The sequence below is a fragment of the Alcanivorax sp. genome, from assembly GCF_040118815.1.
In the GTDB taxonomy this organism is placed as follows: Bacteria; Pseudomonadota; Gammaproteobacteria; order Pseudomonadales; family Alcanivoracaceae; genus Alcanivorax.
This window is the reverse complement of sequence record NZ_JBEDTC010000015.1, coordinates 500,157-519,588: the sequence shown is the minus strand read 5'-3', so window position 1 is coordinate 519,588 and position 19,432 is coordinate 500,157. Positions and strand designations below refer to the sequence as shown.

The following is a 19,432-nucleotide window of genomic DNA, read 5'->3' as shown; positions in this document are numbered from 1 at the left end:
TCATGGATCATTTTCAGTACCGCGATGGTGAGCTTTTTGCCGAAGAGCTGCCGGTGGAGCAACTGGCGGACCGCTTCGGCACGCCGCTCTACCTGTATTCCCGGGCCGCCCTGGAGCGCCACTACCTGGCGTTCGATGAGGCTTTCGGTGACCACCCTCATCAGGTGTGCTACGCAGTCAAAGCCAACTCCAACCTGGCGGTACTGAACGTGCTGGCCCGCTGCGGTGCCGGCTTCGATATCGTCTCCGGTGGTGAACTGGAACGGGTACTGCGTGCCGGCGGCGACCCGGACAAAATTGTCTTTTCCGGCGTGGGCAAAACGGCCGACGAAATGGCCGCGGCCCTGAAAGCCAACATCCACTGTTTCAATGTGGAATCCGCCGCCGAACTGGAACTGCTGAATCTGGTGGCCGGCGAACTGGATCGTGAAGCCCGCATCGCCATTCGCGTGAACCCGGATGTGGACGCCCAGACCCACCCTTATATTTCCACCGGCCTGAAAGACAACAAGTTCGGCGTGGATATCACCAAGGCCCCTGCCCTGTATCAGCGCGCCGCCGAATTGCCGCACATCAAGATTCTGGGAATCGACTGCCACATCGGCAGCCAGCTCACCAAGCTGGACCCGTTCGAAGATGCCCTGGAGCGCGTACTGAAACTGCTCGCGCAGCTGCAGGAACAGGGTATCGAAATCCACCATCTGGACCTGGGTGGCGGGCTGGGCGTGACGTACGACGACGAGACGCCACCGGAGCGGGCAGATTATGTGCAAGCGCTGCTCAAGCACATTCCCGGCGACCTTCCCGTGCACATCGAACCGGGGCGCTCCATTGCCGCCAACGCTGGCGTATTCATCACCCAAGTGCTGTTCCTCAAGCCCACCGAGCACAAGAACTTTGCCATCGTCGATGGGGCCATGAACGATCTGATTCGCCCCAGCCTGTACTCCGCTTGGCAAAACATCATTCCAGTGAAACCCCACGACGCCGATTGCCGTGAATGGGACATCGTTGGCCCGGTATGCGAAACCGGTGATTTCCTCGGCAAGGACCGCACCCTGTCCCTGGAAACCGGCGACCTGCTGGCGGTCCGCAGTGCCGGCGCCTACGGCTTTGCCATGGCCAGCAACTACAACAGCCGCAATCGTCCCGCCGAAATCATGGTGGATGGTGACCAGGCTTTTGTGGTGCGCCAGCGGGAAACCTATGACGACCAACTGAAGCAGGAATCCCTGCTTCCCTGAAGCGCACCCCAACAAGGCACAGAAAACGGGCTTCGGCCCGTTTTTTGTTTTACGCTTTGGCTGACGCGGCTAGCCCCCTGGACCTTACCCCTGCGCATCATGAATTTTCGCCCCGCTCTGACATCGCTCATCCTGCCAGTGCTGTTACTGACAGGCGCCCCCGGCAAAACGTCAAGCAACGACGCCGTTAACCGGGCAGTGCGGTTAAGCCTTGCGGAAAGCTTTGTCACCGCCAACCTGCTAACCAGCGGTGGCGCCGTTCGTTTCGGCTTCTGGGACTTCGACCCCAACTCGCTGCTGGATCTGGACGACGACAACTTTGGCTCGCTGGAATCCCAGGAACTACGCCAACGCATCACCACCTTCAGCCTGCCCTACGCGTGGCAGACGCCGCTAGCCGAAACCGGAAATGCGCTGACGCTGGGCGTTAAAGCCGCCTACGTGGAAAACAAACAGGAAACCCAGATCATCAGCAGCACCAACCGGGCCAAGGACGAAATCAGCAGCTCGGTCAGTTCCCTGAGTGCCGGCGGGACATTCAGCCGCCGATTATCCACCCACTGGGACCTTGCCTTTTCTACCCACGCGCACTGGATGCGCTATCGCAACGACACCGAGTTCAATACCGCCGATTCCCAGGCCATCGCCCCCGCCGTCAACGGGCTCATTACCAACTTCGATGCGGATGCCTGGCTACTGGAACCCAGCGCCCGGCTGACCTATTTCATCGGCGGTGAGCAGGCGGAGGTGGAGCTGTTTAGCGACATTCATTATGTGGCCGGGCACACCTTCCATACCGACCGCGCCGCCCACGACGTGGCGCCGGAAGCCTGGTACTGGTCCCATGGCGCGCGCTGGAAACACCCCTTCGTCACCCGCATCCTGCCCGGCCAGAACGTGTGGATGCAGGCATCTCGTTACGACCTGGGCGGCGATCTGGAAGGGTCTCTGGGGAATCATTATTACTACGAAGCAGGCGTAGGCTGGCTGCTGGATATCCGCGAGCGCATTCCCTTCGTGGACAACATTGGCATCGGCATCAACCTGAACTACGGCAGCCTGCTACGCGGCGGCACCCTGGTGCTGTTATTCAACGAGGGGTAAATCGCCGGGAGCCGCCCCTCAGGACTGGCCCTGCTCCCCGGTGAGCATTTTCACCAGCGTGTGGCCATTGGCATCGCAAAGCGCGTCTTTTAACAGGGGCATGGCCTGGGCCATGTGCTGGGCCAAGGTATAAGGCGGGTTGATAATCAACATGCCGGTGCCGGTCATGCCACGGCCGGAAGCATCCGGGCGCACACAGCATTCCACCCTCAGCAAGTTGGGAATACCGGCTTTCACGAAACGGCGAATAAAGCTTTCTGTGCGGTTGCGGTCCAATACCGGGTACCAGATCGCATAAGCGGCGGTGGCGAATTTTTCCATGGCCATCTGCACGGCAGGCAGCACACCATTGTAATCCGCTTCCATCTCATAGGACGGATCAATCAATACCAGACCGCGACGGTGCTGCGGGGGCAGCAATGCCTTGAGCCCCTGCCAAGCATCTTCCTTGAGTACCTGCACCCGCTTGTCGTCGGCAAACTCACGCTTGAGCAGGGCAAAGTCGGTGGTGTGCAGCTCGGTGCATTGCAGCACGTCTTGCTCACGCAGCAAACGGGCGCTGATCAGCGGCGAGCCGGGGTAGTCCATCAGCCGCCCCACCGGGTTCAGCTTTTCCACCAGCGATACGTACTGATCGATCACCCCGACCCCGGTGCGCTTGCCAAACAATTTGGCAATACCGTCCTGGTACTCACCGGTCTTCTGCATATGTTCACTGGCGATGGCATAGCTACCCGCGCCGGCATGGGTATCGTGCACGGTGAAGGGTTTGTCCTTCTTCTTCAGGTATTCAATGATTGCCACCTGCACAATGTGCTTGAGCACATCCGCGAAATTGCCGGCGTGGTAACTGTGACGGTAGGAAAGCATGACGGACACCTGAACAGGGAATGGAAAACGCTTCGCGGCGGCAGATTCGTCGCGACTAATGGGCGATTGTACCTTGCCCGGCTCGCGTAAGGTCTGTTTTTTGACTCATCGCCGTGAAGAATCATGGCCATAGGCATTTTGCACCACCACGGGCACTGATTTCAGCCCCGTGAGGCCGTACAATACCGTTTTAATAACCACTCAAGCGGACAGCGGCATGAACCTGCGCTTTACCAAAATGCACGGCCTGGGCAACGATTTCATCGTCATCGATGGCATTCGCCAGTCATTGCCGGAAACCGGCCTGCCTGTGCCTGCGGACGAAATCCGTCGCCTGGCAGATCGCCACTTTGGCATTGGCTTCGACCAGATGCTGATCGTGCAGCCCGCCCGTGCCGCTGACGCCGATTTCCGCTACCGCATTCTCAACGCCGACGGCTCCGAAGTAAGCCAGTGCGGTAACGGCGCCCGCTGCTTTGCCCGTTTTGTGCGCGAACAGGGGCTCACCGACAAGCGTGAAATCCGGGTGGAAACCGCCGCCGGCCAGATGACACTCACCGTCACCGATGATGAGCAGGTCACCGTGGATATGGGTGCGCCCCGCTGGGCCCTGAATGCCATCCCCATGACTGCCAAAAGCGAAGCAGATAGCTATTTCCTGGTATCCGGCTCACACGCCTGGGAAGTAGGCGCCGTGGGGCTGGGCAATCCGCATTGCACCCTGTTGGTCGAGAACGTGGATAGCGCGCCAGTAGAAAGCGACGGCCCGCTATTGGAAAGCCACGAGCAATTCCCGGAACGGGTGAACGTGGGCTTTATGCAGATCGTCAGCCGTAACGAGATCCGCCTGCGCGTCTATGAACGGGGCGCCGGCGAAACCCTGGCCTGCGGATCCGGCGCCTGTGCTGCCGTGGTCATCGGCCAGCGCCGGGGCTGGCTGGATACCGCCGTCACCGTGCATCTGCCGGGCGGTACGCTGCAAGTCTGCTACGATGGCCAGGGCGGCATCCAGATGACAGGCCCCGCCAGCCATGTCTATGATGGCGCTATTGATATCACTCTCTAGGCGACGTCAGTGCCCACTGACCCGAATGATGACAAAGGACAGGATTGATGACGGACCAAACTCCAGCCAGCGCCGACCAGGTCGCCGCCTACCTGCGTGAACATGCCGATTTCTTTCAGCATCGCCCGGAGCTGCTGGAACTGCTGCGCCTGCCTGACTCCAAAGGCGAGGCCGTATCCCTGCTGGAACGCCAGGCGTCGATTCTTCGCGAGCGCAACACCGAGCTGCGCGACCGCCTCAACGGCCTGCTGGATGTGGCCCGCGAAAACGATCACCTGTTCGACAAGACCCGCCGCCTGACGCTGGCGTTGCTGGAAGCCCGGGGCGCCGAAAAGCTGTTCCGTAATCTGCTCACCAGCCTGAGCACGGATTTCCGCTGTGACCAGGTGGCGTTGATGTTGTACGACCGGGAAGTACCGATCCTCGGCGACCTGCGCAACCAGATTCGCTGCGTAGACAGCGACGCTCTGCCCAGTGCCCTGAACCATCTACTGCGCAGTGGCAAGGCGGTCTGTGGTGCCATGCGCACGGAAGAAATGGAAGCCCTGTTCCAGGACAACGCCACCGACATTCGCTCCGCCGCCATGGTGCCCCTGGAATATCAGGGTCGCCTGGGGCTGCTGGCCATCGGCAGCAAAAGCGCCATGCACTTCCGCAGCTCCCTGGGCACTTTGTTCATTACCCATATCGGCCAGGTATTAAGCCGTCGCCTGCACGAGGTCGTGCGCCAATATCCCCATCAGGCCGCTAAAAAAACCAGTGACATCAATTCATAGTGGCCGGTTATCGTGGATAGCAACACCCCACAAGACGCGGCCAACGATTCTGGCTCAACGATTTCCGCGTTCCTGACCCATCTGGCCAGCGAACGCCGCCTCTCCCCCCACACCGTCAGCAATTATCAACGAGACCTGATCGAAGCCCGCAGGATCCTCGGCGTCCAACCCTGGGATAGCCTCACCGTCCATGACATTCGCAGCCTGGCCGCCGCGCTCCACCGCAAGGGGAAAAGCGGCAAAACCATCCAGCGCATGCTATCCACCCTGCGCACGTTTTTCCGTTATCTGATGCGTGAGGGGCTTGCCCGCGACAACCCGGCCATGGACATTCGCGCCCCGAAAAGCGGCAAACGCCTACCCAAGGCGCTGGATGCGGATCAAGTCAGCCATCTGCTGGATGCCGGCACCCACAGTAGCGAACCGCTGGCCCTGCGCGATCAGGCCATGATGGAATTGCTCTATGCCTGCGGCCTGCGGCTGGCAGAATTACTGAGCCTGAATCTGGACAGTATCGACCTGCGCGATGGCCAATTACTGGTTACCGGTAAAGGCAATAAAACCCGCCAGCTACCCGTGGGCAAACCCGCCCTTACCGCCGTGCGCCGCTGGTTAAAAGTGCGCACCTTGTTGATAAAAAGCAGCGACCAGAACGCCCTGTTCATCAGTAAAAACGGTCGCAGATTGTCCCCTTCCAGTGTGCAACAACGGCTTAAACGGCACGCCCTGGAACGCGGGCTCGACGACCATCTGCACCCGCACAAGTTACGTCACTCATTCGCTACCCACCTGCTGGAATCCTCCGGCGATCTGCGTGCGGTACAGGAACTGCTCGGCCATGCCGACCTGGCCACTACCCAGGTTTACACCCACCTGGATTTCCAGCACCTGGCCCAAGTCTACGATGGCGCCCACCCAAGGGCGCAGCGTAAAAAAGACGAAGACGAGTAATGCTTGGCGCCTGACGCTGAACGCCCAATGCCCGGCGCGAATAAAGCGATGTGCTGCCGTTAGCAGTTTTGCGATAAACTAGCGCCCATGAGCACACTCAAGCTGATTACCTTCGACCTGGACAACACGCTCTGGCCCGTGGATGAAGTGATCCGCAAGGCCGAGAAAGCGTGCAGTGACTGGATCGCCGCCAACCACCCAGATGCCGCCGCTGCACTCAGCGCCGAGCGAGTGCGGACAGTGCGCACGGCCCTGCTCAAGGAAAAGCCCGAGTATCTGGATAACCTGACCGCCTTGCGTCAGGACGCCATGAGCCGAGCCTTCACCGATCACGGCTTTGCGCATGCTGAAGCCCAGCGCATCGCCTTGAACGCCTTTACCGTGTTCCATGAAGCACGCAACCAGGTCAGCTTCTTCCCGGGAGCCAGGGAGGTGCTGGAACAACTCGCTGACAGCTACACGCTAGGCGCGCTGACCAACGGCAATGCCGACCTGAAAATGATAGGCATCGCCGACCTGTTCGCGTTTCATCACTCTGCGGAAACCATCGGCAAGCGCAAACCGGCCCCGGACATGTTTCATGCCGCGCTGCACTCTGCCGGGGTTCAGGCCCACCAAGCCGTCCACGTGGGTGATCACCCGCTGGAAGATGTGCACGCCGCCCGCGAGCACGGCATGCACACTGTCTGGGCCAACCTCATCGATCTGACCTGGCCGGTTGAACTGGACCGCCCCCGTCACCATATCCACAACCTGCATGAGCTACCGGATCTGGTGCCGCTCTTCGATGACTGACTGCGGATGATTCCCCCCATGACCCAACGCACACAACTCGCCTCGCTGCTCGATGACCTGCAAACAGAGCTTGCTCAGCAAGGTCTGTGGTCTCCACAACCGCCAGCCCCGTCAGCCTTCGACAGCAGCACACCGTTTTTTGCGGACACCATGAATTTCAGCGAGTGGCTGCAGTGGGTATTCATCGCCCGTTTCCGGGCCATACTGGAAGCGGATCACCCCCTGCCCGGACAGTGCGATATCGCCCCCATGGCCGAAGAAGCCCTGAAAGGTATGGAGCAGGAAACGAGCCAAATCGTGCAAATTCTGAAGCAATTCGACGCGCATTTCTGAAAACGCCGCACGCTTACATCACCTGTGGGCGTGATGGCTCCACCGCAAATAGACGCTGACAAGCGATCGGACGTCGTGATCCAACCATCACTCCCGCAATAGAGACAATCTGTTCCTGTCGCCCGTCAACGAACAATGCTATCGCGCAACAGCGCCCGCCACAGATTTTCCTCGTCGCCAGCGGACAGGGTCCATAGCCACTGGCCACGACTATCCAGCGCTTCCAGGGCGGTAACCACCTGCCCGTCACCAGGCTTGCGCAGCCGCCACAGGCTATCCATCTGCGCCATATCCAGTGACACCAGCGCGCCGTTATGGGCCAGATGGCAATGGCTGCCCTGCCAGCGCGGTGACGACCAGGGCGCGGTCATGCACAACCGCACCCCCTGATTCCCTACGCACAATGTCGTGACCGTGTCTCGGACAGCGGCTTCCGCCAGCACCGCCGGCAACGTTTCCGGCCGCACCTGACAAGCAAAGCTGTCACGCACCGAGCGGTACAAAACGTCGCGCTGTTGATCGCAGCGCTGCAGCAAGCCGGCAAAGTCTTCCTCATCCGTGCTGCTGGTCCAGTCCCGCTCCAACTGACTGAGCGACCCCAGGTCACCGGCTTCCCCGCGTGGCAGCACCGCCGGCATGCTAAGCGTTTGCTGATCCGGGTGAAGCATGGCGCACACCAGCTCCTCGAACGCCAGGCCGCCACTGTCCGGCGCCACCGCCATCTGCTGTAGCGGCTGCCCGTGGCGGTCGAAAAACACCAGACTTCGCGCCGGCAAGGCGCCGGTGGGTTCCAACACCGCCAGCACCGAATGCCACTGCCCGACCTGCAAGCTCTGGCGCAGCCGGCAACGATCGCCCACTGATTCCAGCCACCATTCGCCGGCTACACCGGACTCGCCGTCCTGCAGGGTCGGGTAATGCATGTTCTGGGAAATGCGCGACCCACTGGAAAAGGTGGTCACCACCAGAGAGCCCAGCCGGTACAGCGCCTTGAGAATTGCCAACGGCTCATCCTGCAACCGCAACACCCGGTCACCGAGCGCGGCACCACACTGCCTCAACAGAGGGGATGTTGCCGGGGCCGAGGGCCATGTCATGACAGACATACTGCCTCCAGAAATAGCGCAGCAGGCAACATGCTTCACGCCACAACGCGGTGACAGGGTCATAACTATTGCCGCCTGCTGCCGCGCCGAAAGAGTGGGCTCGACAGGCAGACAAGACAATGACAACAGATCCTGAGCGTTGCGGCCGGCGGAATGCTGCATGCCGGAGAGCCTTAAATTAGGTGTGGAAAGCTGGCTGCGGCTGGCGATCCACGTCAGGGAGAAAGATGAGACGCGGCACGCAACACGCTCCACGCAACAACGCGATTCGTTGATTGTCGGTTTTTAAACGCCTTGCCCCGCGCTCACGTTTTTACGCGGGATTGGGACCTTGAAAACCAGAAGCGCTTTCTGCGTGTTGTTGCGTGGAGCGTGTTGCATGCCGCGTCACTTGGTAAGTATCAACTTGTTGTTGGATGTGCGACGCAGCTGGTAACGCTCACCGGCATGCTCTATCCACAACTTGCCCTGGTGGTTAAGCAGCAAACCACTGGCCACGCTGCTTTCCGCATTAATGGCAACCTGGCGCGTGGTAGTGGCAACGTTTTTCTTTACCTGTGACATGCTGACCTCCTTTTCGTATATGAGAATCATTATCATTATTGATTGGACGGTCGTCAACGCCTGTTATCCATTTTCTGATGAAGATCTCATTTCAGTGGCGCCCGCCCCCTTACACCGCTCTCTCCTCTGCCGCCCAAAGACCGCCAAGGGAACGATTACTGCAGTGCATCAAAAACTGCAAAACGCTACCCAGCCCCCTATCGAAAGCCACCTGTAATGGCGTTAGACTGAAATCATGAATATTGCGACGGCACACTCCATGACCGAATCTCCGCAGGAACGTCTGGCCGCTATTCTCGATAGCCACCAGCCCTCCTCCATTTTGACTGTCAGCCTCAACCCCATCCCTGTCGTTGCCCAGTGGTGCAAAGATCACAACTGCACCTTGGTGGAAATTCAGGAGCAGAACCCCTTCCCCGCACTGGACGACATCAACCGGGTGGATATCGCCATCGTGGCGGATCAGCTGGAATACATGCCCCAGCACGACGGTGAAGCACTGATGGGCTTGCTACGCAATCTGCACACCAATTCCATGGTGGCGGTGTATCAGCCCACTTTGGCCCCGCAGAAATTGCGCTGGCCCACCAACGGGTTTCTGGCACTGGGTTGCCGGGAGCAAGGGCACTTTGCTGAAGACGGGCGCGAGCTGAACATCTATAGCTACGACCTGGATAACTACAATTTCGAGCGCAAATGGAATAACCCGCGCTTTTGGGCCAACCCGGAAAACTGGGGAAAATACTGGTGGTAACCTTTGCGCCGCGTGGCATTGTGGAAATGAGCGCGGCGCTGTCGTATGGTTGCGCCGTCGACTGAATTGATGGCACACCATGATCGGACACCGTTTTCGCGAAATTTTTATCTTCTGGTGGCGGCACCTTGGCCCGCTGTTTCTGGTCACCGCCCCCTTTGCCCTGATTACTGAAGCTACCCAGTGGGTCTTCGGCCCATCGTTCGTGCTGCCGGAAACCGAAGGGGCAGCCCTGCAATTCAGCGGCATCAGCCTGGCCATTATTCTGCTGGTACGGCCACTGGCCGAAGGCGCGCTCTATGTGCAGCTGTCCGCCAGCAGCAACAGCAAACCACGCGGCCTATTGGCTTGCACCGCACCGGCACTACTGGTCTACCCGCCACTCCTGCTCACCTATGCACTGATGGCCATTGGCGTATCGCTGGGCTGGATGGCATTGTTTTTTCCGGCGGTCTGGGTCTACACCCGCCTGTGTTACGCGCCCCTGCTGGTAATCCTCAAGCAGCAAAACCCCATCGAGGCCCTGCGCCAGTCGTTCCAGATGACACAATCTCAGCAGTGGCCGCTGTTGCTGATTCTGGTGTTAGTATTCTTGGCCTACCTGATGATGAGCAGCCTGGTCGCCAGCGCCATCCTAGGAGTGGTTAGCCATACCATAGCCGCCTCGTTGCTGGCCGCCCTGCCGGTATCGCTAATGAGCGCGCTGGTGAATATTGCCGTGTTCCGCTACTGGTCGTTAAGCCAGCCCGCCGCCCCCTCAGACGCCGCCTGACAACGAGATAGCGAGGTCTGACCCAAGTCGTCATGGCAAGTGGCTATTTTGATGGCATACTGCCCTGAAAGGTGCGGAAACAAGCCGCTAATAACCTATCAACCGGGGAAATTTCGTGTCACAACACACCATGCATCTAAGCTGGACCGCCCACGGCGACCAGGAGCATTATCTCTGGCACCTTCCAGATGGCAATGAAGTGCGCGTGGTCGATGGCCAACACGGCCATCAGGAATTCATGGAACCGGAAGAAGCCTTCCTAGCCGCACTGGCCAGTTGCCACTTGCTGTCCTTTCTCACCGAAGCGGCCCGCGAAGGGCTGTCGGTGGCCAGCTACGATGACGACCCCCAAGGCGTACTCGGGCAAAACGATCAGGCAAAAATTTATATGCAGACCATGCTGCTGCAACCGCTGGTCACCTTTAATGATGCGCAACCAGACACCGCAACAATTCAGGCCCTGCACCAGCGCGCCCACGAAAAATGCTTTATCGCCCAGTCGGTAAGAAGTGAGGTTCGGATCGAACCGCGGCAGTAAAAACCGAGCGGCAAGCTACAAGCTTCAAGCTGCAACGCGGTTTAGGCTGGTACTACACGATAGTCGCCCTGCCTGCGAAACATCAGTTGAAAGTTCAAAGTGAAAAAGTTGAAAAGTTGAAAAGGAAAATCGGGGGAACTTTTCCCGCGTCCCTATCCAAGCTTGTAGCTATTCTTTCCGCTCGTACACCACAAACGAATAATCGTAGGGATTGGGTCCTTCCGCCGGAAAATCTTCGCGTCCGATTTCTTTCCACTCGGACGTGTCGTATTCCGGGAAGAAGGTATCCCCGTCGACCTCTGCGTGGACTTCGGTAAGGTAGAGCCGCTGGGTCTGCGGCAGCGCCAGCGCGTAAATTTCGGCCCCGCCCATGATCACGGCTTCTTCCTGACCTTCAATAAACGCCACGTTCTCCGCCATGGTGATAGCCTCATCCACGGTGGCCACCACTTTGGCACCCTCGGCCAAGTACTGCTGCTGACGGGTAATAACGATATTGGTCCGCCCGGGCAGCGGCCCCTTCAGGGACTCCCAGGTATTGCGGCCCATGATCACCGGCTTGCCGAACGTCACCTGCTTGAAGTACTTCAAATCATTGGGCAGATACCAGGGCAGCTTGTTATCCCGGCCGATCACATTGTTGCTGGCCTTGGCGACCATCATGGAAAGTCGAATGGACATTTAAACCTCGCAGCAGGCAACACGCTTCATGCATCACGCGTGCTGGCGTGTTGCGTGAAACGTGAGGCGTCTCTTAAATCGCCACCGGCGCCTTGATGTGCGCGGCGGGGTCGTAATTGCTGACGGTGAAATCGTCAAAGGTGAACGCGAACAGGTCCTTCACCGCCGGATTCAGCGTTATCGTGGGCAGCGGGCCAGGGGTGCGGGACAATTGGGTGTCGGCCTGCTCCAGGTGATTGGAGTACAGGTGCGCATCCCCCAGGGTATGCACAAAGTCGCCCGGCTCCAGGTCACAGACCTGAGCCATCATCAGCGTCAGCAATGCATAGGAGGCAATATTGAACGGTACCCCCAGGAAGATGTCGCCGCTGCGCTGGTACAACTGGCAGCTGAGCTTGCCGTCGGCCACGTAGAACTGGAACAGGCAGTGGCACGGTGGCAACGCCTGCTTACCCGCCGCCGCATTGGCTTCCGGCGAAATAGACGGGTCCGGCAGTACACCCGGGTTCCAGGCGCTGACCACCAAACGACGTGAATCCGGGTTACGCTTGATCTCCGCCAGCACCTCGGCGATCTGATCGATCACCTGGCCATCCGGCGTTTTCCAACTGCGCCATTGTTCGCCGTAAACCGGCCCGAGTTCGCCGTCTGGCGTGGCCCACTCATCCCAGATGGAGACGCCGTTTTCTTTCAGATAACGGATATTGGTTTCCCCAGACAGGAACCACAGCAGTTCGTGCAGGATCGAGCGCAAATGCAGCTTCTTGGTCGTGAGCATGGGAAAGCCCTGGCTCAGGTCGTAGCGCATCTGGTAACCAAACACGGCATAGGTGCCGGTACCGGTGCGATCTTCCTTGTAGGTGCCGTGCTCACGCACATGGCGCAGCAGATCCAGGTATTGCTTCATGCTGTCGTCACTCCTCGATCATCGTTCCGGTAAGCCCATACCAACATGGCGATGCCCAACACAATCATGGGAATACTCAGCAGCATCCCCATGGTCAACCAGCCACCCGCCAGATAACCAATATGAGCATCTGGCTCGCGGAAGAATTCCACAAAGGTGCGCGCGCAGCCATAACCGATCCCGAACAGGGCCGTTACCGCCCCCGCCGGGCGCGGTTTCGCCGAATACACCCACAGCACCAGAAACAGCACCACGCCCTCTAGCACCATCTCATAAAGCTGGGAGGGGTGCCGTGCAATTTGCAGTGGGTCGGTGGGGAACACCATGGCCCAAGGCGCATCACTGGCGCGGCCCCACAACTCCGCATTCATAAAATTACCGAAGCGGCCAGTGGCCAGGCCGATAGGCACCATGGGCACCATGAAATCCGCCACCTGGAAATACCGTTTGCCGGTTTTCCGAGCGAACAACCAGAAGGCGGTCAGCACCCCGATGGCGCCACCGTGGAAGCTCATGCCCCCGGTCCACACCGCAAACAACCAGAGCGGATCATCGAGAAATTTATCGAAATTATAGAAAAACACATAACCCAAGCGGCCACCGACAATCACGCCCATGGCGCCGTAAAACACCAGATCGCCCACCTGATCTTTAGTCCAGCCGGAATGGGGCTGCTTGGCCCGGTACACACCCAGCAACCAGGCGGCAGCAAAGCCAAACATGTACATCAGGCCATACCAGTGCACTTTCAGGGGGCCGAGGGCGAACGCCACCGGGTCGATCTGCGGGAATTCCATAGGTTGTTATCCAAAAGCCAGTTTGAGGCCAAGCACAAAAAGCACCAGAGCGAAGACCTTTTTCAAGGTGGCGGACGGCAGCCGGTGGCTGAGCCGCGCGCTCAGGCGCGCAAACGGGAAGCTGGTGAGCACTATACCGGCTGTGGCAGGCAAAAACACATAGCCCAGCGCCCCATCAGGCAAGTGCTGCTCATTCCAACCCGCCACCGCAAATCCCAGCGTGCCGGCAATGGCAATGGGCAGCCCACAGGCGGAGGAAATGGCCACCGCTTCCTGCATTTTCAACCGGCACCAACTCAAAAACGGCACCGTCAACGAGCCACCGCCGATACCGAAAATGGCGGACCCGGTACCGATCAGCAACCCGGCCAAGCCCAGCCCCGTCGCACCGGGCACACGTTCCGGCAAGCTGTCATCCACCGCCTTGCGGCCCACCAACAACATCTGCAGGGCGATCAGCATGGCAAACAGACCGAAAAGACGGGTCAACAGTTCCCCTTTCATCGCATCGGCGATGAAAGCCCCCGCAAAGGCGCCCAGCACAATGCCCACGCCCAGACGCAGCGCCACCGGCCAGCGCACAAAACCTGCTTTGTGGTGGGTGCGTACCGCGCTGATAGAGGTCACGATAATGGTGCTCAAGGAGGTGGCTACCGCCATCTTGGCGACCAGTTCATCGGGAAAGCCCAAGCCGTGAAACAGGAAAATCAGGGCCGGAACGATAACCACGCCCCCGCCCAATCCGAGCGCGCCTGCCAGTAAGCCGGCGCCCACACCAACGCCCAGACAGATCAGAAACAGTTCCAGCACATCCTCTCCAACACAACTCGTGACAAGGCAGGTATGCTAGCACGGGAAACGCCAGGCGCCGGAGACCCGATACCTGACGCTGGAAAGACCCCGGACTTCATTATTCGAGCGGCACTCCAGTCGCGTAGATGACCGTAGGTGAGCAAGAGAAAGAAAGGACCCATCGATGTGCATTGTATTGCTGGATTGGCAGCCTGCTTCCCCCACCCCGTTGCGGGTGGCTGCAAACCGGGATGAGTTCCACGCACGCCCGGCCGAGTCGGCCCGCTGGCGCGGCGATATTTTCTGCGGGCTGGATCTCACCGCCGGCGGCACCTGGTTAGGTATCCACCGTAACGGTCGCTTTGCCGTAGTCACCAACTACCGCGAACCCATCACCGGCCGCCAGCCCGGTGAGCGATCCCGGGGCCTGCTGCCATTTGCCTTTCTGGAAGGGGAACAAACCCCAGAACAGTTCAGCCACACCCTGGCGGCAGAACAACATCACTACGGTGCCTTCAACGTGCTGGTAGGCACGGTGACCTCAGACAGTGCCGCTGACAGTCTCTGGTACCTGGGCAATCGAGACGCACCGCCCCAGGCAGTGACTCCAGGCATTCATGGCCTATGCAACGGACTGCTGGATGAGCCCTGGCCCAAGGTACAACGGGCCAAACAAAATCTGGCCACCGCCATTACCGCCGGCGGCGATCTGGACCAATTACTGCAAGTGGTCAACGATCACCATCAACCCGCCGACAGTGAATTGCCCGATACCGGCGTGGGCATGGATCTGGAAAGGCTGGTGGCCCCGGTGTTTATTCAGTCCGAGACCTACGGCACCCGCGCCAGCAGCGCGGTCATTATGGACCGCGAGCAGGGGCCGCAAATGCAGGAACAGGTATGGCAACCGGACGGCAACGCGGCCGGCAGCCCGAACCAGAGTTTTACTGTTACCTGATGGAGCCTTCACCCGGTTCTTTGCAATGCAGAAAACCGGGCAGTAAACACACCTTTACTCCGCTGCCAACATCACTCCGGCATAAAAGCGCACCATCTGCGGATACTGCTCTCTAGACAACCGTTCGTTGTGACCATGAAAACGCGACAGATCATCCTGATTCAAAGCAACCGGCATAAAGCGGAATATTTGATCAGAAACAACCTGGTAGTGACGTGCATCGGTGCCAGCAATCAGCAGGAATGGTGCCACCACCGGCTTTTCCGGTAGCGACCGGGCAAGGCCCGCCAAACGATTAAAAGCCGGGGAAGGAATATTGCTGGTGAGGGACGGATCAGACAGGAAAGTGTCCTGTGGGGTGACGGTGATGGAATCCGGAAGTTGCTCCTCCAGATAGGCCAACACGGTATCGCGGGTTTCGCCGGGTGCCAGGCGAAAATTGATAGTGGCCTCGGCGGTGGCAGGTAACACATTATCTTTGACGCCAGCACGCAACAGAGTCGGCGACATGGTGGTGCGAACCAGCGCGTTGGTTTCCGGTTTGCCGGATAACTGTTTAACGATGAGCGGCTCAAACAGCCACAAATTGGCGAACACAATTCGCTTGGCAAACGGCTGATACGGCGCCACTTGCTTCAGCATTTTTCGAGTTGGCTCACTCAACCCGGCAGGGCGGGGACTGTTCTGCAAGGCAGTAATGGCTTTGGCCAAGTCACCCACCGCGGTTTTCGACGGCGGACGGGAAGAATGACCCGGTTCCGCGTGGGCTTGCAACGTCACCGTCATGTAGCCTTTCTCAGCGATGCCGATCAACGCCACAGGCTGCTCAATCCCAAGGGTATCGCCCGGTAGCATCATGCCACCTTCATCGAGTACCAGCGCAAATCGCAGGCCCTGCTCTGCCATCCACGCGGCCATACGGTTGGCACCTTCATTGCCACCGATTTCTTCATCGTGGCCAAACGCCAGCCATACATCACAAGTTGGCGCCCGACCTTCCGCCAACAAGGCTTCCGTGGCCTCCAGGATGGCCATCAGGCTGCCTTTGTCATCCATGGCGCCGCGGCCCCAGACGAAGTGCTCATCCACCACCCCGGCAAAGGGTGGGTGCTGCCATTGATCCGGTGACGACACCGGCACCACGTCCTGATGAGCCAACAACAAGGTCGGCGCGCAATCGTTCCCGGAGTCCCAGTGGTAGAGCAGACTATTACCGAATTTTTTCAGGGCCAGGTTTTGATCGGTAAGCGGAAAAGCGTCACGGAGAAAGTCATGGAACGCCGCAAACGATTGCGGCTGGTGAGGCAGCGTGGGGAATTGCAGCGCCTGTGACAGGCGGGCGCTCATGTCCGCTTCGTTTAACCCTGACTCGAACACTGGCAAGGGCGTGGCCGTGTCATCTGGGGCGCTCACGTTGAACGTGTTGAACAACAGCACTGCCAGCAAGACAAACAGCGCCACCACAATCAAAAGGAACGCGCGCTTCATACTTCTCTCCCGAATATTTTTATTTTTTCTACACCGTCGACACGGTCTGTATTAATTCAGGCCGGGCTCGCTCAGGACAGCACTTTGCGATTACGCAACAGGTCACTCAAGCCGGCCTTACCCAGCTGAAGATCCACATAGGACGCGATCACTTCACCGTTATCCATGGCCAGCACTTCATTGAGAAGACGACGTATAAAACTGATATTCACCTGCCGAATGGCCGCTTTCACCTTCAGCAAGTTGGAGGCATTCATGGACAACACGTCCACCCCCATGGCCATCAGCAGCAGGGCTGCGCTGGGCTCCCCGGCCATTTCGCCGCAAACCGATACCGGCGTATTTTCTTCGCGAGCCTGCTCCACCACATGCAGCAGCGCATGCAGCACGGCCGGGTGATAGGAATTGTAGAGCGACGCCACCTGCCGGTTGTTGCGATCCACTGCCAGCAGATATTGGGTCAAATCATTGGTGCCCACGGACAGAAAATCCACCCGCTGGGCCAGTGCCCGAGCCTGATAGACCGACGCCGGCACCTCAATCATCACCCCCACCGGCGGCATGGGCACGTCCAGGCCCTCGTCACGCACTTCCAACCAGGCGCGGTGAATCAAATGCTGGGCTTCCTCCGCTTCGATCACGCTGGTGATCATGGGCAGCATGATGCGCAGATTGTTCAGGCCTTCGCTCGCCTTGATCATGGCGCGCACCTGCACCATAAAAATTTCCGGGTGATCCAGCGTCACCCGAATGCCACGCCAGCCCAGAAACGGGTTTTCATCTTCGATGGGAAAGTAGCTTAGCGATTTATCGCCGCCAATATCCAGGGTGCGCATGGTGACGTTGTGAGGTGCAAACGCCGCCAGCTGCTCGCGGTAAATCACCCGCTGCTCTTCCTCGGAAGGGAAACGGTCCCGCACCATAAACGGTATCTCGGTTCGGTACAGGCCCACCCCTTCGGCGCCCCGCTCCAGCGAGCGATTGATGTCAGTCATCAGGCCCGTATTCACCTGCAATTTAATCCGCGCGCCGTCCAGGGTTTCCGCCGGCTCATCACGCAGCTTTTCCAGCCCGGCCTGCAGGTTAGCCTCTTCGGCGATGATGACCTGAAACTGCTGTTTGAGCTCTGGGGAGGCGTTGGCCACCACCCGGCCACGGAAACCATCGACAATGATTTCCTTGTCGTCCATTTGCTTGAGCGGCAAGTTTTGGGCGCCCACCACCGTGGGAATACCCATGGCACGCGCCACGATAGCCATATGCGAGTTACGCGACCCACGCGTGGTAACAATGCCGCGCACCCGCTCGCGGGGCACTTCCATCAGCATGGGCGCCGAAATATCTTCGCCTAGCAGAATGCATTCGTCGGGGAAGATCACATGGCGACGGGTCTGGCTTTGCAGTTGGGCCAGCACCCGACGCCCCAAATCGCGCACATCCGCCGCCCGCTCACGCAGGTACGGATCATCCATCATTTCGAAATTGCGCACATGGGCATCGACCACCGTACGCAAGGCACCCTGGGCCCACTGCTGCCCCTCACGAATTTGGGCAATCACCTCTGCCGGCAACGCATGGCGATCCAGCATGCGCAGATACACATCAAACAGGGCCTGCTCTTCAGGCCCCAGGGATTTGGACGCGCGCTCAGCCAAATCGCGCACTTCCTGACGCACCCGCACCAGCGCATCATCCAGCCGGGAAATCTCTTCGCTGACATCGTCCACCGCACGGTCCGGTACCGACGCCAAATCTGCCTCTGGGAACAGCAACACACCATGGCCAATAGCCGCGCCAGGGCAGCCGGGCAGGCCGTCATAAAAACTGGGCAGATCACCGCTGCCACCCAACTGGTCGAACAGCACACCCGAGGCATGAGCATGAGCAATCACCGCCGACAGCTGAGCGGAGATCGTCACCAGAAAGGCTTCTTCGCTCTGGTCGAAACGGCGTACATCGCGCTGCTGGACCACCATGACACCCAGCACCTTTCCGTGGTGCATCACCGGCACACCCAGGAAGGCATGAAAGGCATCTTCCCCGGTTTCTGCCAGATAATGGAATTTGGGATGGATAAAGGCGTCTTCCATGTTGATGGGCTCTTCGCGCAGACCCACCTGCCCCACCAGCCCCTCCGACAAGCCCAGACTCACCTTCCCGACGGCTTCCTGCTTCAACCCTTCCGAGGCCATCAGCATATAGCGCTGTTCTTCCTCGTCGCGCAGGTAGATGGAACACACCTCGGTCCCCATGGCATCGCGCACCCGCTTTGCCATCAGATCCAGCGCGCTGGGAATATCCGCCGCGTTGTTCACTTCCTGAACAATACGCCGCAGGGTATCAAGCATCGGACGGGTCTCCTGAGGTAGACGGGGTCGGGGAACTCACGGCCGCGTTTTCTTTCTTCAAGGCCGGGGCCAATTCACGCAAGGCGCGGGCATACACTCCGCGCTTGAAGTGCACCACCTTGCGAATCGGGTACCAGTAATTAACCCAGCGCCAGTCCTTGAACTCCGGGCTATCGCTGGCAAACAGGTCGATGGACTGTTCCTCCGCCGTCAGTTGCAGCAAAAACCACTTCTGGCGCTGGCCAATGCAGTGCGGCCGATTACGGGGCCGGCGCAAAAAGCGGCGCGGCAGACGATAGGTCAACCAGCCTTCCGTACTGGCGATAATGTCCACATGCTCCGGCAACAGGCCCACTTCTTCTTCCAGCTCGCGAAACAGCGTCTCTTCCGGGGTTTCCCCGGGCATCATGCCACCCTGAGGAAATTGCCAGGCATCACGGTTGCCTACCCGGCGACCCCAAAATACCCGGCCATCCTGGCCGGCAATAATGATCCCGACATTCAGCCGAAATCCTTTGTCATCAATAATGCCTGTCATGTTGTCTCTTCGAGACCACGCGCAATCGTGGACTCTAGCTCCTTGTCAGC

General features: G+C 59.1%; 21 protein-coding genes. 11 read left to right on the top strand and 10 right to left on the bottom strand.

The features are described 5' to 3' along the window. Window positions 1–2 precede the first annotated feature (2 nt). Entirely contained in the window at window positions 3–1,244 is a 1,242-nt protein-coding gene (gene lysA / locus ABNH18_RS11740; RefSeq protein ID WP_349382989.1) for a diaminopimelate decarboxylase, read from the top strand. A 99-nt stretch (window positions 1,245–1,343) separates the two neighbouring features. Continuing rightward, window positions 1,344–2,348 carry a Solitary outer membrane autotransporter beta-barrel domain gene (locus ABNH18_RS11735; RefSeq protein ID WP_349382988.1) on the top strand — a complete coding sequence of 335 codons (1,005 nt, stop codon included), beginning with the start codon at window positions 1,344–1,346 and terminating at the stop codon, window positions 2,346–2,348. Between the two features lie 18 nt (window positions 2,349–2,366). On the opposite strand, the gene ABNH18_RS11730 is transcribed toward ABNH18_RS11735, so the two are convergent. Then, window positions 2,367–3,218 (bottom strand): 23S rRNA (adenine(2030)-N(6))-methyltransferase RlmJ, encoded by an 852-nt coding sequence (locus ABNH18_RS11730; RefSeq protein ID WP_349382987.1) that lies wholly within the window; start codon window positions 3,216–3,218, stop codon window positions 2,367–2,369. Window positions 3,219–3,435: 217 nt separating this feature from the next. Here ABNH18_RS11730 and dapF point away from each other — a divergent pair, with 217 nt between their 5' ends. The 5 genes from dapF (at window position 3,436) to ABNH18_RS11705 (ending at window position 7,139) form a co-directional block, all read left to right on the top strand. Next, complete coding sequence (dapF, locus tag ABNH18_RS11725; protein ID WP_349382986.1) at window positions 3,436–4,284, top strand: diaminopimelate epimerase; 849 nt, start codon at window positions 3,436–3,438, stop codon at window positions 4,282–4,284. A 47-nt stretch (window positions 4,285–4,331) separates the two neighbouring features. Continuing rightward, entirely contained in the window at window positions 4,332–5,060 is a 729-nt protein-coding gene (locus ABNH18_RS11720; RefSeq protein WP_349382985.1) for a DUF484 family protein, read from the top strand. 12 nt (window positions 5,061–5,072) lie between these two features. After that, window positions 5,073–6,011, top strand: coding sequence for a tyrosine recombinase XerC (xerC, locus tag ABNH18_RS11715; protein ID WP_349382984.1), 939 nt, complete (start codon window positions 5,073–5,075; stop codon window positions 6,009–6,011). 87 nt (window positions 6,012–6,098) lie between these two features. Next, window positions 6,099–6,806, top strand: a complete 708-nt coding sequence (locus ABNH18_RS11710) for an HAD family hydrolase (RefSeq protein WP_349382983.1) — start codon at window positions 6,099–6,101, stop codon at window positions 6,804–6,806. A gap of 18 nt (window positions 6,807–6,824) precedes the next feature. Further along, the gene (locus ABNH18_RS11705; protein ID WP_349382982.1) at window positions 6,825–7,139 is read left to right on the top strand and encodes a YqcC family protein; all 315 of its coding nucleotides are present in this window, start codon (window positions 6,825–6,827) and stop codon (window positions 7,137–7,139) included. 125 nt (window positions 7,140–7,264) lie between these two features. Here the strand turns inward: ABNH18_RS11705 and ABNH18_RS11700 are convergent, their stop codons facing one another. Both ABNH18_RS11700 and hemP read right to left on the bottom strand, forming a co-directional pair. Continuing rightward, on the bottom strand, window positions 7,265–8,245 hold the full coding sequence (locus ABNH18_RS11700) for a ChuX/HutX family heme-like substrate-binding protein (protein ID WP_349382981.1): 981 nt from the start codon (window positions 8,243–8,245) through the stop codon (window positions 7,265–7,267). A 387-nt stretch (window positions 8,246–8,632) separates the two neighbouring features. Further along, window positions 8,633–8,809, bottom strand: a complete 177-nt coding sequence (gene hemP, locus ABNH18_RS11695; protein ID WP_007149677.1) for a hemin uptake protein HemP — start codon at window positions 8,807–8,809, stop codon at window positions 8,633–8,635. 235 nt (window positions 8,810–9,044) lie between these two features. On the opposite strand from hemP, the gene ABNH18_RS11690 reads away from it, so the two are divergent. The 3 genes from ABNH18_RS11690 (at window position 9,045) to ABNH18_RS11680 (ending at window position 10,873) form a co-directional block, all read left to right on the top strand. Then, window positions 9,045–9,563 (top strand): DUF6231 family protein, encoded by a 519-nt coding sequence (locus tag ABNH18_RS11690; protein WP_349382980.1) that lies wholly within the window; start codon window positions 9,045–9,047, stop codon window positions 9,561–9,563. Window positions 9,564–9,642: 79 nt separating this feature from the next. Next, window positions 9,643–10,335 carry a hypothetical protein gene (locus ABNH18_RS11685; RefSeq protein WP_349382979.1) on the top strand — a complete coding sequence of 231 codons (693 nt, stop codon included), beginning with the start codon at window positions 9,643–9,645 and terminating at the stop codon, window positions 10,333–10,335. A 115-nt stretch (window positions 10,336–10,450) separates the two neighbouring features. Next, a complete protein-coding gene (locus ABNH18_RS11680) occupies window positions 10,451–10,873 on the top strand; it encodes an OsmC family protein (protein WP_349382978.1) in 423 nt (140 codons plus the stop codon). Between the two features lie 168 nt (window positions 10,874–11,041). Here ABNH18_RS11680 and ABNH18_RS11675 read toward each other — a convergent pair whose 3' ends face one another. The 4 genes from ABNH18_RS11675 to ABNH18_RS11660 all read right to left on the bottom strand — a co-directional run bounded on the left by ABNH18_RS11675 (window position 11,042) and on the right by ABNH18_RS11660 (window position 14,068). Further along, window positions 11,042–11,554, bottom strand: coding sequence for a dihydrofolate reductase (locus ABNH18_RS11675; protein WP_349382977.1), 513 nt, complete (start codon window positions 11,552–11,554; stop codon window positions 11,042–11,044). Window positions 11,555–11,627: 73 nt separating this feature from the next. After that, complete coding sequence (locus ABNH18_RS11670; protein WP_349382976.1) at window positions 11,628–12,461, bottom strand: thymidylate synthase; 834 nt, start codon at window positions 12,459–12,461, stop codon at window positions 11,628–11,630. Further along, the gene (gene lgt / locus ABNH18_RS11665; protein ID WP_349382975.1) at window positions 12,458–13,258 is read right to left on the bottom strand and encodes a prolipoprotein diacylglyceryl transferase; all 801 of its coding nucleotides are present in this window, start codon (window positions 13,256–13,258) and stop codon (window positions 12,458–12,460) included. The genes ABNH18_RS11670 and lgt overlap by 4 nt, the downstream gene beginning before the upstream one ends. 6 nt (window positions 13,259–13,264) lie before the next feature. Continuing rightward, a complete protein-coding gene (locus ABNH18_RS11660; RefSeq protein WP_349382974.1) occupies window positions 13,265–14,068 on the bottom strand; it encodes a sulfite exporter TauE/SafE family protein in 804 nt (267 codons plus the stop codon). A gap of 166 nt (window positions 14,069–14,234) precedes the next feature. Between ABNH18_RS11660 and ABNH18_RS11655 the strand changes: the two genes are divergently transcribed. Further along, the gene (locus tag ABNH18_RS11655) at window positions 14,235–15,008 is read left to right on the top strand and encodes an NRDE family protein (RefSeq protein WP_349382973.1); all 774 of its coding nucleotides are present in this window, start codon (window positions 14,235–14,237) and stop codon (window positions 15,006–15,008) included. Window positions 15,009–15,062: 54 nt separating this feature from the next. Here the strand turns inward: ABNH18_RS11655 and ABNH18_RS11650 are convergent, their stop codons facing one another. From ABNH18_RS11650 to ABNH18_RS11640, 3 genes are all read right to left on the bottom strand, one after another. Then, window positions 15,063–16,496: a M20/M25/M40 family metallo-hydrolase gene (locus tag ABNH18_RS11650; RefSeq protein WP_349382972.1), complete on the bottom strand. Its 1,434-nt coding sequence runs from the start codon at window positions 16,494–16,496 to the stop codon at window positions 15,063–15,065. A gap of 71 nt (window positions 16,497–16,567) precedes the next feature. Further along, complete coding sequence (ptsP, locus tag ABNH18_RS11645; protein ID WP_349382971.1) at window positions 16,568–18,844, bottom strand: phosphoenolpyruvate--protein phosphotransferase; 2,277 nt, start codon at window positions 18,842–18,844, stop codon at window positions 16,568–16,570. Continuing rightward, complete coding sequence (locus ABNH18_RS11640) at window positions 18,837–19,382, bottom strand: RNA pyrophosphohydrolase (protein ID WP_349382970.1); 546 nt, start codon at window positions 19,380–19,382, stop codon at window positions 18,837–18,839. The genes ptsP and ABNH18_RS11640 overlap by 8 nt, the downstream gene beginning before the upstream one ends. Between the last annotated feature and the right edge of the window lie 50 nt (window positions 19,383–19,432).